At 58.9% G+C, this 14152-nt stretch carries 13 protein-coding genes; 7 read left to right on the top strand and 6 right to left on the bottom strand.

Features of this window, described 5'->3' with window-relative positions; all coding sequences use genetic code 11:
• Both B0E33_RS03640 and B0E33_RS03635 read left to right on the top strand, forming a co-directional pair.
• A complete protein-coding gene (locus tag B0E33_RS03640; RefSeq protein WP_156912338.1) occupies nt 1–1128 on the top strand; it encodes an ABC transporter permease subunit in 1128 nt (375 codons plus the stop codon).
• A 10-nt stretch (nt 1129–1138) separates the two neighbouring features.
• Entirely contained in the window at nt 1139–2764 is a 1626-nt protein-coding gene (locus B0E33_RS03635; RefSeq protein ID WP_035908324.1) for an ABC transporter ATP-binding protein, read from the top strand.
• A 114-nt stretch (nt 2765–2878) separates the two neighbouring features.
• Here the strand turns inward: B0E33_RS03635 and B0E33_RS03630 are convergent, their stop codons facing one another.
• Together B0E33_RS03630 and B0E33_RS03625 are read right to left on the bottom strand one after the other, a co-directional pair.
• Entirely contained in the window at nt 2879–3646 is a 768-nt protein-coding gene (locus B0E33_RS03630) for a GntR family transcriptional regulator (protein WP_161633233.1), read from the bottom strand.
• A 381-nt stretch (nt 3647–4027) separates the two neighbouring features.
• Complete coding sequence (locus B0E33_RS03625) at nt 4028–5014, bottom strand: dipeptidase (RefSeq protein WP_265733568.1); 987 nt, start codon at nt 5012–5014, stop codon at nt 4028–4030.
• A gap of 229 nt (nt 5015–5243) precedes the next feature.
• Here B0E33_RS03625 and B0E33_RS03620 point away from each other — a divergent pair, with 229 nt between their 5' ends.
• On the top strand, nt 5244–5981 hold the full coding sequence (locus B0E33_RS03620) for a L,D-transpeptidase (RefSeq protein ID WP_023000057.1): 738 nt from the start codon (nt 5244–5246) through the stop codon (nt 5979–5981).
• A 66-nt stretch (nt 5982–6047) separates the two neighbouring features.
• Here the strand turns inward: B0E33_RS03620 and trhA are convergent, their stop codons facing one another.
• Nucleotides 6048–6701 (bottom strand): PAQR family membrane homeostasis protein TrhA, encoded by a 654-nt coding sequence (gene trhA / locus B0E33_RS03615; RefSeq protein ID WP_023000058.1) that lies wholly within the window; start codon nt 6699–6701, stop codon nt 6048–6050.
• A 297-nt stretch (nt 6702–6998) separates the two neighbouring features.
• Here trhA and B0E33_RS03610 point away from each other — a divergent pair, with 297 nt between their 5' ends.
• Nucleotides 6999–8510 (top strand): malonate--CoA ligase, encoded by a 1512-nt coding sequence (locus tag B0E33_RS03610; RefSeq protein WP_077290454.1) that lies wholly within the window; start codon nt 6999–7001, stop codon nt 8508–8510.
• Here the strand turns inward: B0E33_RS03610 and B0E33_RS03605 are convergent, their stop codons facing one another.
• Nucleotides 8511–9134, bottom strand: a complete 624-nt coding sequence (locus B0E33_RS03605) for a TetR/AcrR family transcriptional regulator (RefSeq protein ID WP_077290453.1) — start codon at nt 9132–9134, stop codon at nt 8511–8513.
• A gap of 215 nt (nt 9135–9349) precedes the next feature.
• Between B0E33_RS03605 and B0E33_RS03600 the strand changes: the two genes are divergently transcribed.
• A complete protein-coding gene (locus B0E33_RS03600; RefSeq protein WP_077290452.1) occupies nt 9350–9910 on the top strand; it encodes a carboxymuconolactone decarboxylase family protein in 561 nt (186 codons plus the stop codon).
• Between the two features lie 35 nt (nt 9911–9945).
• Here the strand turns inward: B0E33_RS03600 and B0E33_RS03595 are convergent, their stop codons facing one another.
• Complete coding sequence (locus B0E33_RS03595; protein WP_077290451.1) at nt 9946–11322, bottom strand: MFS transporter; 1377 nt, start codon at nt 11320–11322, stop codon at nt 9946–9948.
• An 82-nt stretch (nt 11323–11404) separates the two neighbouring features.
• Nucleotides 11405–12379: a LysR family transcriptional regulator gene (locus tag B0E33_RS03590; protein ID WP_167579486.1), complete on the bottom strand. Its 975-nt coding sequence runs from the start codon at nt 12377–12379 to the stop codon at nt 11405–11407.
• Between the two features lie 78 nt (nt 12380–12457).
• Between B0E33_RS03590 and B0E33_RS03585 the strand changes: the two genes are divergently transcribed.
• Both B0E33_RS03585 and B0E33_RS03580 read left to right on the top strand, forming a co-directional pair.
• The gene (locus B0E33_RS03585) at nt 12458–13378 is read left to right on the top strand and encodes a DMT family transporter (protein ID WP_156912337.1); all 921 of its coding nucleotides are present in this window, start codon (nt 12458–12460) and stop codon (nt 13376–13378) included.
• Between the two features lie 97 nt (nt 13379–13475).
• Complete coding sequence (locus tag B0E33_RS03580; protein WP_023000065.1) at nt 13476–14060, top strand: nitroreductase family protein; 585 nt, start codon at nt 13476–13478, stop codon at nt 14058–14060.
• The last annotated feature ends 92 nt before the right edge of the window (nt 14061–14152 follow it).

Below are 14152 nucleotides of genomic sequence, written 5' to 3'. Positions count from 1 at the left end.
GTGACCCTCACTGCAACATCATCCACCGGGGCGCCTGCGAAAGGGCGTTCCCTGTGGGACGACGCGCGCGACCGGTTGCTCGCCAACCGTGCGGCGGTCGCCTCCATCATCGTGCTGCTGACAATCGGCCTGATCTCGATCCTTGGTCCGATCCTTTCTCCCCATCACTACGACACCGTCTATCGTGACTACGTGAAGGTGCCGGCCAGCCTGGAAGCCTATCCGAAGCCTGAGCAGGTCGAGCCCGGTTTCATGTCTTCCGCCAAACGGGCGCGTCTGACCGTGGATGCGTTTGAGCGCGAAGGCGACACGATTGTCGCCAAGGTCACCTCCAGCCGGGATATCGATCCCCGGTCCGTGCTGTATTTTGACCGCAGCGACCTGTTCAGGAATACCGAGCTGACCGACATGTCCGCGGACAACAAGTCTGCAACGGTCAGGACCGACATCAACTTCATGCATTTCTATTTCGGCACCGACGCCAATGGTCGTGACATGATGACCCGGACCTTCATCGCCGGCCGCGTGTCGCTGACCATCGGTCTTCTGGCAACCATCGTTGCGATATCGATCGGTGTTCTCTACGGGGCGACTTCAGGATATCTCGGTGGCCGGGTCGACCAGATGATGATGCGCGTCGTCGATATCCTCTATTCGCTGCCGTTCATCTTCTTCGTGATCATGCTCGTCGTGTTCTTCGGCCGGAACTTCATCCTGATGTTCATCGCCGTCGGTGCCGTGGAATGGCTCGACATGGCGCGCATCGTGCGCGGGCAGACGCTGACCATCAAACGCCAGGAATATGTGCAGGCGGCGGAAGCACTCGGTGTGGCCGATGGCGGTATCGTGCGCCGGCACATCATCCCGAACACGCTTGGACCGGTCGTGGTCTACATGACCCTTCTGGTGCCGAAGGTGATCCTGCTGGAAAGTTTCCTGTCCTTCCTTGGCCTCGGCATTCAGGAGCCGATGACCAGCTGGGGCGTGTTGATTTCCGAAGGCGCGCGAAATCTGCAAGGGGCTCCCTGGATGCTGATTTTCCCGTCCATCTTCCTGACATCGACCCTGTTTGCGCTGAACTTCATCGGCGACGGCCTGCGCGATGCCCTGGACCCGAAGGACCGGTGAGGAGAAGACCATGACCAGCGAAACCAAGAAAACGGTCCTCTCAATCAAGGATCTGAAGGTCGACTTTGAAACCGCGACGGGTACCGTCAATGCGGTTCAGGGCGTCGACATTCACGTCCAGGCGGGTGAAACCGTCGCGATCGTCGGGGAAAGCGGCTCGGGCAAGAGCCAGACCATGATGGCGGCTATGGGCCTGCTGGCGTCCAACGGGCGCACACGCGGCGAGGTGATCTACGAAGGCCGGAATATTCTCGGCTTGCCGGTGGGCAAGCTCAACAAGATCCGCGGTGCCAAGATCACCATGATCTTCCAGGAGCCGATGACCTCGCTCGACCCGCTTTACACCATCGGACGGCAGCTGGCCGAGCCCATGGTCGTTCATGGCGGATTGTCGTGGAAAGCGGCCAAGGCAAAGGCCCTCGAGCTTCTGAAACTCGTCAACATTCCCGAGCCGGAACGCAAGATCAACGCCTATCCGTACGAGATGTCAGGCGGCCAGCGCCAGCGTGTGATGATCGCAATGTCGCTTGCCAACGATCCAGACGTGCTGATTGCCGACGAGCCGACCACTGCGCTCGATGTCACCACACAGGCGCAGATCCTGGACCTTCTGGCGGATCTGCAAAAGCGGCTCGGCATGGCGGTGATCTTCATCACCCATGATCTGGGTATCGTTCGCCGTATCGCGGACCGGGTCTATGTCATGAAGACCGGTGAAGTGGTGGAAAGCGGCGAGACCGGGCAGATCTTCACCCGGCCTGCGCATCCCTACACAAAGATGCTTCTGGATGCGGAGCCGACAGGTCACAAGCTGCCGGTGCCGGACAGCGCGCCTGTTCTGCTGGAAGCGCAGAAGGTCGAAGTGGAATTCGAGCTTGATTCCGGTTTCCTGAAGCCCAAGCATGTGTTGCGTGCGGTTGACGACATCAGTTTCTCGCTGCGCAAGGGCCAGACACTGGGCATCGTCGGCGAAAGTGGCTCTGGCAAGTCCACCCTCGGTCGTGCAGTGCTGAACCTGTTGCCGGCCGGTGGCCGGGTGGTGTTCCACGGACAGCAGATCACCGGCAAGAACCGTTCCGAAATGCGCGCGCTTCGCAAGGACATGCAGCTTATCTTCCAGGACCCTTTCGGGTCTTTGTCCCCACGTATGACGGTTGGCCAGATCATTTCCGAAGGGTTGATGGTGCACGAACCCTCACTCAACGCCCGCCAGCGGGATGAGCGCGCCTGCAAGGCACTTGAGGAAGTGTCACTCGACCCGGTCATGCGCAATCGCTATCCGCACGAGTTTTCGGGCGGACAGCGTCAGCGCATCGCGATTGCCCGCACCATGGTTCTGAAGCCGGAACTGGTCGTGCTCGACGAACCGACCTCGGCTCTCGATCGGACAATCCAGAAGCAGGTGGTGGAACTGCTGCGTGACCTGCAGAAGGCTCATGACCTGACCTATCTGTTCATCAGTCATGACCTTGCCGTCGTGCGCGCGCTGTCCGACACGGTGATGGTGATGCAACGTGGCAAGGTTGTGGAAGCGGGGTCCGCCGACGCGATCTTCGAGGCGCCTAAGTGCGATTACACCAAGGAGCTGATCGGGGCCGCAATGCTGACCCAGCAGCAAATGATGGAAAGTGCCTGAGGGCGAACCTTCAAAAAGCATCTCGGGTGCGCGGGCGGTCAATCTAAAGCGGTCGGCCGCCCGCAGCCTGTGGGCTCCCGGCCTGTGTGAGCGGGGAGGTCGGTTGAACTTACCCTAGCGCCAATTGAAACCAGCTGCCTGAACAGGCAACGCGTCGAACTGGTCCTGCAATTCCACGATATCCGTACCGTAAAAGTGTGGAGCCAGCAAAACGGCGCTCGACAGGATATGAGCTCGAAGAGCCGTCAGTGTCGCGTCGACATCATGAGCTTCCAGCGCTTCGATGACGGACCGGTGCGGGGTCACATTCGGCCTGGTCCATGACTGTTCGGAACGCGGTCTCGAAAGCATGACCCGTTGCAGGATCATGAAGGTCCTGACCAGCATAGGATCCAGAACCGGCATCCGGGCAATTCTGAAGAGTTTCAGATGCAGGGCACGGTCGATTTCCGCACAGCCGAACACGTCCCGCTTGTCGCGGCAGGCTTCGAACTGGTCTTCAAGGTCATAGAGCTCGTTCACCTGGTCCTTGGTGACATGTTTGACCGCTTCCACGACGCCGGTCGATTCAATGTCGATGCGCAGTTTCAGCATCAGACGGGCTTCTAGCGGGCTCGGATCTGTGACGTAGGTGCCTTGATAGCCGCGGCGAACAACGAGGCCGCATTCCTGAAGCAGCATGAGCGCTTCACGGATTGTGCTCTGCGAGCAGCCATAGTCCTGGGCAAGGGATTGTTCTGTAATCGGGCTTTCCGAGGTCATTTCCCCGGTCAGGATCTGGCGTTTGAGGTCCTGATAGACTGCATCGGACTTGCGCGCGCGCTTGCCCCTGTTTTCCGCTTGAACCGGCGAACGTCTGTCCGCGGTAAGTAATACATTCACGTCGCTGCCCCCCACTGGCATCGCGTCTGAATGGCAACGCAAAGAAAGACCACAGCCGACAAATATCGCCGTCTGCAATCTCGCGTTTTTTTCTCCATCCGGCCATCCGCTGGTGCGAAGGAACGGTCAATGGGACGTGCCAACCACGCACAACCGCCTGAATACTGCAACCTGCCTGCATCTTGTGCCACCGATGAGGGTGGGTCTTGAACGTGCAGTTCAGGTGGAATTCCGGATCTAATATTTAGACGGCTGCCAAAAAATAACAATAAATGCATTGTTTCTCCGCCCGTCCACAAATGCAATCGCTAACTGTTTACGCATGGTAACAAGTTTGCGAGGCGGGCGGAGTGATCTTGATCAAAGGCGAGACAGGCCCCTTCAGCCGGCAGCTTTCTCCAGTGCGGAGATCCAGTTTTTCCAGGCGATCTTCTCCAGAACCGGTGTATTGAAACCACGGCCGTCGAGCTCTTCCATCAGACGGGACAGACCGGTAACGTCGCCGATGTCGCGCGGCAGGACACAGCCGTCGAAATCTGAGCCGAGAGCCACGCTGTCTTCGCCGAGGCGGTCAACCAGATAGGCTGCATGGTCGGCAATGACCGAAAGCGGCGTGTCACGCGAATGACCGCCGTCCTTGCGCAGGAAGGCAACATGGAAATTGATGCCGACGAGCCCTCCGCTTTCCTTGATGGCATCAAGTTGCTTATCCGTCAGATTGCGGCTGCTTTCGCAAATCTTGTGAACATTGGAGTGGCTGGCAACGATCGGCCGTTCTGTGATGCGCGCCAGGTCCCAGAAACCCTTTTCGTTCAGATGGGACACATCAAGCAGCACCCCGAGCTGGTTGCAGGCGCGAACCAGATCTCGACCCGCGCCGGTCAGGCCGGGGCCGATATCCGGTGAAGCCGGGTGCGCCATCGGCACACCGTATCCGAAATCATTCTCTCGGCTCCACACCAGTCCAAGTGAGCGCAGACCGCGGCCGTAGAGTTCCTCCAGCGCATAGAGGTTGGTATCGATGGCTTCGGCACCTTCAATGTGAAGGCTTATGGCAATCTGGCCGGTTTCGATCGCTGTACGGTTCTCGTCCGGCGTTCTGCAAATGACGACATTGCCTTCCGACTGGGCTTCGATCTGCTCGGCCCGTTCCAGCATACGTTTTGTGAAATCAAACGCGCTCTTCTGCGGTACGGGCTGATAGTTGGCAGGGTCCTTCGGGTTGAAGGGGCGGGTGAAGTCCTGTTCCGGGTTGGACGGTACGAACATGGCGAAAAGCCCGCCGGCAAATCCGGCTTCCTGCGCCCGCACCATGTCGATGTGGCCTGTGGTCGAGCGGTCAAAGAAACTGCGCTCGGTGCCTTTCATGGCCTCGATTTCAAGTTTCAGGAGTGTGTCGTTGTGACCGTCGAAGACGGGAAAAGGCGACTTTGAAACGTTTGTCTGCACGGAAGGACCTTGAGTGTGGGGTGGGCCGGAGAAGGTCGGCTGGGAATAATCTAAGGATTCATCTGAAGAATGTAAGGCAGTTCGGCGAATGTGACTTGCAACTGTTGAAAACCTGTCTCAAGAAGGAGCCAGAATTTGTGGAGGTCTCATGAAGCGTTCCAATTCGCCGCTCGATGTTGACAGTTCGCCAGCAGGTGGCGCGATGAACAGGCGTGGTTTCCTGGCCGCCGGCCTGGTGCTTACGGCAGCCGGCCTTGCAGGATGTCAGTCCGCCGGGCTGGTTGGTCTGCCGGATCAGGCCGATCTGCCGGACGAGCAGTTCGACTATGCGGCTGCCTATGCGGCATGGCCCGATGGCGATTACACCTGGCCGGCAATCAACTACAAGAATTTCGACCAGAAGTACTGGCGGCAGATCGTGGAGTACAAAACCCGCGAGCGGCCCGGAACCATCATCGTCGATCCTTATAACAACTTCCTGTACTGGACGCTCGGCAACGGCAAGGCGCTGCGCTATGGCATCGGTGTGGGCAAGGCCGGGTTCGCCTGGTCGGGCGAGGCGAAGATCCGCGTCAAGCGGCCTCATCCGATCTGGCGCCCTCCACGCGAAATGATCGCCCGCAAGCCGTCTCTGGAGCGTTATTGGGAGAAGGGCTACCCGCCCGGGCTGAAGAACCCGCTCGGCGCGCGCGCCATGGATCTGTGGCAGGGCGCCACTGACACGCTTTACCGCATCCACGGCACCAACCAGCCGAACTCCATCGGCAAGAGTGTGTCTTCGGGCTGTATCCGCATGTGGCAGCAGGACGTGATCGACCTGTACAGCCGCGTGCCGCTGCAGACAAAGGTGGTCGTGCTCAGCAAGGACCCCAACGCGGACGCCTAAGCAGTCACGCTGATGGAAATGGAAAAGGGCGGTACCTGTCGGTGCCGCCTTTTTTGTCGAGTGGTTTCAGGCGGCCCTGATCAGGGCCACGTCGTGGAACACGGCAGAGAAATGACAGACCGCGGCGGCCAGTACGAAGGCGTGCCAGATCGCATTCTGGAATGGCAGGCGTTTCCAGGCGTAGAAGGCTGTTCCAACCGTATATAGCAGCCCGCCCGCCAGGATCATGTAGAACCCGAATGCGGATGCTTTTTCGATCAGCGGATTGACGGCAAAGACGACCACCCAGCCTAGCGCGAGGTAGATGGGGACAGTGAGGCGATCAAGCCCGGTCAGATGTGCCAGCTTGACGATGGCCCCGGCCAGCGCACCGGTCCACACGACAGCCAGCAGCACGCCGCCCGTCCATCCGCCAATGATCATTGCCGCCAGGGGGGTATACGTGCCCGCGATCATCAGGAAGATGGCCGCGTGGTCGAGCCGCCTCAAGATCCCTGTCTTGTGGTCTTTCGCCAGCATGTTGTAGAGCGCGGAACAGATCAGCATCGCCATCAGGCAGGCAGCATAGATCATGACAGTGACCTGCCGGGCAGGGTCACCCGCGTTCCAGAGCGTGGCTGCCAGAACAATGGTTGCGGTCAGCCCCAGGCAGATGCCGATCACATGAACGGCACCGTCGGCGACGAATTCTGCAAAGGTCTGCGGTCTGATTGTCGGCATCAAGTATCCCTCGGTCGTTCGGAGCGCGATTGCGTGGTCCAACCCCTCTCAGCTGAACGTGCGGATAATTTGACGAAGCAAATTCGCAATGCCGAGGAGGGCCAATCGGTCTCAAACCATTTCAGCACCATTTATGGCCTCACACCCTAAAGCATGGCGTGAAAGTTTTATGAAAGCTTGATTGTGGCAGGCCGCATTTCCCCGGACTTGCCCAAAATTCGCAGACTTGCTTTAAAATTGGGCACCGCTGGTATCAAATACATCCTTCCTGATTGCCCGCCATTTCGGAACACTGCGATGATGAACCATCTCTTTGACGCCCTGACCGCCTTCATACCGGATCAGTCCAAGGTCTTTCTCGAAACACTGGACGGCAGGAAGATTACCTATGCGGACATGTTCGCGCGGTCTGCGCAATATGCCGGTGCCCTCCAGAAACTGGGTGTCAAAGCGGGAGACCGCGTTGCTGTCCAGGTGGAAAAGACGCCCGATACCCTGATGCTCTATCTCGGCACGATCCGTGCCGGTGGCGTGTTTCTGCCTCTGAACACTGCCTATACCCCTACCGAAATCGGTTATTTCGTTGGTGATGCGGAACCGGCTGTCTTTGTCTGCGACCCGGCCAGGGCCGACGTGCTGGCCGGAACGGCGCAAAAGGCCGGCGCGCGATTGCACACGCTCGATCAGAACGGGGAGGGCAGCCTCAGTCTACTCGCAGACCAGATGCCGACGGACTATGACAACCGACCGCGTGAAGACGACGATCTGGCGGCAATCCTCTATACGTCCGGTACCACGGGACGTTCCAAGGGAGCGATGCTCACGCATGGAAATCTGGCGTCGAATTCGCAGACCATGGTGAAATACTGGCAGTTCACAGAAGACGATGTGCTGTTGCACGCCCTGCCGATTTTCCACACTCACGGGCTGTTCGTTGCCACCAACTGTCTGATGATGGCAGGCGGTTCCATGTTGTTCCTGCCGAAGTTCGACCTGGATCAGGTTCTTGCCGCTCTGCCGAAAGCAACAGCCATGATGGGTGTTCCGACATTCTATACGCGCCTGCTGGCATCGGACAGGTTCACGCGGGATGTGGCGGCCCACATGCGCCTGTTCATTTCAGGGTCAGCCCCGCTCTCGGCAGAGGTGCACAAGGAGTTTCGAGAGCGCACCGGACACGCAATTCTGGAGCGTTACGGCATGACCGAAACCAACATGAACACTTCCAATCCCTATGACGGTGCACGTCGGCCGGGAACGGTTGGATTTCCTCTGCCCGGTGTGGGGCTCCGTGTCGTCGATGCCAGAACCGGCCGAGAGCTGCCGGACGGAGAGGTCGGCATCATCGAGATCAAGGGTCCCAACGTTTTTCTGGGATACTGGCGAATGCCGGAAAAGACGGCGCAGGAATTTCGGGCAGACGGCTATTTCATAACCGGCGACATGGGGCGCGTCGATGAAGACGGTTATGTTTCCATCGTCGGCAGGTCCAAGGATCTGATCATCAGCGGTGGTTTCAACGTTTATCCGGCCGAGGTTGAAGCGCTGCTGGACGAACTGCCGGGCGTCGCCGAAAGCGCAGTAATCGGCGTGCCGCATCCCGATTTTGGAGAGGCGGTGGTCGCCGTGCTGGCTCCGAAACCGGGAGCCGAACTGGGCCAGGACGCCGTTCAGGCCTCCTTGAACGATCGTCTGGCGAAGTTCAAGCAGCCCAAGAAGGTCCACGTTCTGGAGGCCTTGCCGCGGAACACCATGGGCAAGATCCAGAAAAACGTGCTGCGTGAACGGTTCAGCGGCGATTTCGGCTGATCACGCCATCTTGCATTCACTCGCCTGTCTGCCTTTTTCGAGAAGGTCGAGACCTTTCAGCGTCGCCTCACATGCAAGCCACAAGGATCTCTCTGAATGGACAACCTTGCTCAGCGTGTTGATGCCGATCATCAGCGTCTGAACCGCAAGTGCATTGCTGCGAATGTCATAGTCCTTCGGTAGTTCGCCGGTTTCGACACCCAGCTTGAGCAGTCTTTCCAACCGTTCCAGACTTCCGAAGATAACTTCTGCCAACACCGGCCCCAGTTCGGGATGGCTGCTGCAGAGTTCGCTAATTGCGTTGACAGCCATGCAGCCGCGCCATTCCGGGTCGCGGGCCCGCAGGCGGCATATGTCCTGAAAGAATTCAGTGATTACGCCACGCACCAGCTTGTTGGAATTGTCGTGAGCCAGAACCCTGTCCGGCGAGACCCGGGTGTAGCGGGCAAGCACTTCCTTGAACAGCTGCTCCTGGGAGCCGAAGGCGTTGTAGAAGCTCGATCGGGTTATCCCGAGAACCTCCGCAAGCGATTTGACGGAATTGTTGCGATAGCCTGTCTGCCAGATCTGGTTCATCACCACATCGAGCGCGTCTTCCCTGTCGAATTTGGACGGTCGTGCCATCGCCCTCGTCTCACGAACATGTTACGCGAATAGTTTTGTTCACATGTGGACAAAACGCTTGTTCCAGTTTTATACACAAGTGATCAAAACGTAGCAAGTTCAAGCGCTGTCACGGCCTGACGGGACGCATGGTGCGGTTCCCTCCAGTCGCGTCGGCGCCCCTGAAGACCACTTCGTTTCTTTTCCTCAGCCCAAGCTTTGAAGGAGCATAAGGCATGTTTGAGTACCACACCCCTGAAACTGCACCGCAAGGATCTCTGGACCTGCTCGAGAGGTCGAAGAAGGATTACGGCTTCTATCCGAAACTGCACCAGGTGATGGCCGAAGCCCCTTCCGTCTATGAAGCCTATCTGGAAACGTTCCGGCTTTTCACTCAAGCCACGGATCTGTCGCCGACCGAGCAGCAGGTCGTGATGATGACAGTGAACTACCTCAACGAATGTCATTACTGCATGGCTGGGCACACCATGCTGATGAAGATGGTGAAGGTGCCGGATGACGCGATTGCCGCCTTGCGCGTTGGAGGACGCCTGAACGACCCGAAACTGGAAGCGCTTCGCGTCTATACGCGATCCCTCGTCGAGCAGCGTGGACATATCGGTGACGATGCGTTGAAGGCATTTCTTGCTGCGGGTTATTCCAAACGGCAGGCGCTTGAAGTTCTTGTCGGCATCGCCGCCAAGACCTTGTCGAACTTCACCAACGCGCTGGCTCACACTGAGCTGGATGAGCCGGTCAAGCAATTTGCCTGGAAGAAGGAACCGGAAATGGCGTGACCTGCCAGGTCACTTGATCCGGCACTCGGGAGCACTCAGCTCCCGGGTGCTGAACGGTAAGCAGGTGCATCATTGGCGAATGACCTGAAGCCATAGACGCAGCACAGGGCGATCAGTACACCCATCACCCAGAAGATGGAGCCGAACCCTGCCTCCATGGCCAGCAGCACGCTGCCCATTGTGACACCGAGTGTTCCTCCAACCAGACGCGCCGTGATGACCAGGCCACTGACCTCTCCCTGCTTTTCCGAAGGGACCGCGTTGGCGGTGATCCGCCCGGTCGGGATCATCGCAAAGGGAAGGGCAATTCCCCAGACCAGAAGAGCCGGGGCTAGCGCCAGATAGTTTTCCGCAAGGGTGAGTGTGCCGATAGCAATGTTGGCCAGAGCCAGAACCGCGAGGGCTACCAGAACCGGCTTGCGCGAACCGTGCCTGTCTCCCAACTTGCCGGCGGGTGCCGACAGGAAGGGAAACGGAAAAACGGCGACGACAGTTGCGAGACCTGCCGCCAGCGCCGAGAGTTTCATGTCGAGCTGCAGGAAATGGGGCACGAAGATCGCAACGACGATCTTGTTCATCTGTGTCAGAAGGATCACGAGAACACTGGCGTGAAACGCCTTCAGTCGAAACAGGTGAACGTCGATCAGCGGCATCCGTTGCCTGGCTTCAAAGGCTACGAAAAACACGATCCCGGCAATTCCGGCCAGCAAGCTGCCCAGGATGAGTGGCGTCATCCAGCCAAAGTCGGGACCTTCCATCAGGCCGAAAATGATCCCCGTCATGCCAACAAGCAACAGGAGCAGACCTATCCGGTCTATGAGCGGGCGGGCAGGCGTTTGCTGCGGCGGTTGCCAGAACAGGCAGGCAAGCACAGTGCCAATAGCGACAATGGGGATGTTGACCCAAAAGACCCAGCGCCAGGAAAGAAAATCAGTCAGGACACCGCCCAGCAGCGGTCCCGCGGCCAGGAATATCGTTGCCATCCCCGCCAGAATGCCGATTGCACGGCCCCGTTCTGCTTTGTCGAAGGTGAGGGTCGCGGCTGCGAGCGTCATCGGGAACATCACTGCTGCGCAAAGGCCCTGGACGATGCGCATACCGATCAGCAGTTCAGGCCCGTTTGAAAACCCGGCCAGAAGACTGGCGAGCGCAAACACACTGGCGTTGACAATTAAGGCAGGGCGTAACCCGAAAAGGTCGATCGCCTTGCCGCCGATAGCGGCGAAGCAGGTGAACGTCAGCATGTAGGCGTTGATGATCCAGTGGGTAAGCGTTGGCGAAAGCCCCATCTCGGACCGGATTGCCGGGAGTGAAACGCCAAGGATTGTCTCGTCCAGCATCACCAGGCCGCCAAGCGTACCCATGGCCAGAACAAGCCCGCGTTTGCGATCCTTTTCGGAGAGTGAAGCCACTGCCTGTCTCCCCCGTTCGCCGGAAATTACCGGCTTTTCCCCTTCTCCCCTTGAAAAGCTTACGAAGGTTACTGCTTCGCGCCTAGGTTTTTTTCAATCCCGACCCTGCAGTTTGACCCGTTCCGCCGAAGGCAAGCGTCGACAAGGCCCTGTCGGACTGGTGGCTCCAGGCGGTCAAGGCAGACGAGAGGCGTGCCGCCGGACTGTCCAGCGGATCCGAGGCGCGGCGAACACACCACCAGTCCAGCGAAACGCCACCTTCGGCAATCGGGCGGGAAACCAGTGTTCCGTCAGCCAGCTCCGGCTCGATGGCCCACTTGCTGAATATGGCAACGCCGAACTTGGCGCGCACCAGATCGATCACGGCTTCCGGTGTCGGCATCGGGGTCAGCCGCCGGAACGGCTGGGTGGGGGCGCCAAGCAGGGTTGTCCAGTCAAATCCGGGTTCTGCGGTCAGCGGATAAACGAAGAAACGCTCATCGCCCATGTTTTCGCTGTTGACGACGGGCTCTGCGGCAAGCGGGTGATTATGCGCCAGCACCGCGACAATCGGGTCGGTGCCCAGCTTCACCGCGCGCAGCGAGGCAAGTGCCGGTTCGCGGCCGAAAACCAGCGAAACGTCCACGGAACCGTCGAGGAGCGAGGCCAGGGGATGCGCCGTCGCTCGCGATGACAGATCGACCGAAAGTTTCGGGTCGGCCGTGTCCAGATACTCCAGAAACGCGGGAAACCAGTGATAGCGACTGTAGGTTGCCTGGCCGAGACGAACGAGGATCCTGGCGTCCCTTGCAGAGGCTTCAAGATCCTGCTCCAGACGAAACAACTCGCCCAGAAAGGTCTCGCCCAGATGCCGCAGACGTTCGCCCTCCGGCGTCAGTTCAATCCGGTTCTCGGCGCGGCGTGCCAGAACCACCCCCAGGCGGCGCTCTGCTTCCCGCAGCCTGTGTGAAGCTGCAGACTGTGTCACGCCGAGACGCGTGGCGGACGCGGTCATGCTGCCGGTCTCGCCAAGCGCGGAAAGAAGGGTCAGGTGATGGAGGGCCAGTCGAGGGATCATATTTGTATGAAAGCATTTCATGAACTGAATGAAAACTAGGAATTTTGTTTGCTTATCGTTGCGCGGTATCGACAAGGCATGAGCAACATCACTTTTCCTCACATCAGCCTTGGGACGACTGGGGCTACACTCGTCATTGCAGCCTCCGCAGCCTGTTTCGGGCTTGTGCCGATCTTCGTGCGGGAGCTTCAGGGCCTGGGCGCCGGCCCGGCCACCATTGCGCTATATCGTTACGGCTTTTCCGTCCTGTTCCTGCTTCCCTTTCTGCCGTTCGAGAAGCGCAAACGAGGCGGCGCCCTGTTGATGGCGGGGGCGGGTCTGGTGCTGGGGCTCAGCCTGATCGGTCATCTGGAGGCGATCCGCGTGGCACCCGTTGCCGCTGCCGGTGTCGTCTACATGTCCTATCCGGTTTTCGCGGCCCTCTTTGCCTGGGTTCTGCTCAGGCAAGCGTTGACCTGGAGATCATTTGCCTCGGCAGGTCTGGTTATCCTGGCAGCCGGGCTGCTGCTCGATCCGTCGTCGCTATCCCCCGAGGCACTGCAGGCACTTTTATGGGCCATTCCTGCTCCCATCGCGTTCGGCTTTCTGATTGTTGTCCTCAGCGGGCTGGCAGGTGAGTTGAATTCTCTGGAACGGACTGCTTGCGGACTTTCCGGGTCCGTCATTGGTTTGTTGCCCCTCGCGATCAATGAAGGGCAGGGCTCAGTTCTGCCGGCAAGCACCGGCCAGTGGGGCCTCATCGTCGCCATGGGACTTGGAACGGCTCTTGTTCCGCAGATTCTCTATACGATCGCCTGTCAGAAGGTTGGGCCTGTTCGCACTGCAGCTGCGGGAAGTTTCGAGCTGCCGACCATGTTCCTGGTCGGCTGGCTGGTCTTCGGCGAAGCGATTGGCTTGAGGGAGTTGCTGTCCGCAGCCGTGGTTTTGTCGGCAATCCTGATCGCGCCATCCATCGGGGCAGGACCCCGATTGGATCGGGAAGTCGCACCGACAACATAAAATCTTGGAGTAAAGTATCTTGATATCGAGATAAAAAACACCTATCTCCTGTTCAGTCCGATGGATATATGCCGGGGATAGACTGGAGACACTGCTCATGACTGCCCGTACACCCGATCATCCGATTGAAAACCTGTTCGTCGACCGTTGGTCACCGCGTGCCTTTGACCGGTCGACGATCGAGGAAGCGGATCTGAAAACCATTCTGGAGGCCGCCCGCTGGTCGCCGTCTGCGTTCAACATCCAGCCTTGGCGTTTCGTCTATGCCCGCAGGGGCGATGCCGACTGGCAGGTCCTGGTCGATCTTCTCAACCCGTTCAACCGCGACTGGGCGCAACACGCCTCCGCACTTGTCTATCTGTTTTCCGACAGCGAAGTGGACGGCAAGGACGGCAAACCGAACAGAGCCAACGGCTTGCACACCTTCGATGCCGGTTCAGCATGGGCGCATGCAGCCCTGCAGGCAACCGCGCTTGGTTTTCATGCGCATGGCATGGCCGGGATCCTGAAAGACGAGATCCACGAAAAACTCGGTGTGCCAGAGCGCTACCTGCCGCAGATCGCCATTGCCATCGGCCGGCGGGGGGACACTGCGGACCTGCCTGAAACCTTGCAGGAACGCGAAACCCCAAGCAGCCGCAAACCGCTGGCTGAAATCGCTTTCGCAGGTGCCTGGGCCTGAACGCCGAGGTCGGCACACAATCGCTTTCCCAAAAAGGCAGCGGGCTGATTCCGCTGCCTTTTTGCTGCGGCAATCTGCAAGGGGTTTTTCCG

The organism is Roseibium algicola (assembly GCF_001999245.1).
In the GTDB taxonomy this organism is placed as follows: domain Bacteria; phylum Pseudomonadota; class Alphaproteobacteria; order Rhizobiales; family Stappiaceae; genus Roseibium; species Roseibium algicola.
Note: the sequence above shows the minus strand (reverse complement) of the source record. Positions and strands in the feature narration are given on the sequence as shown.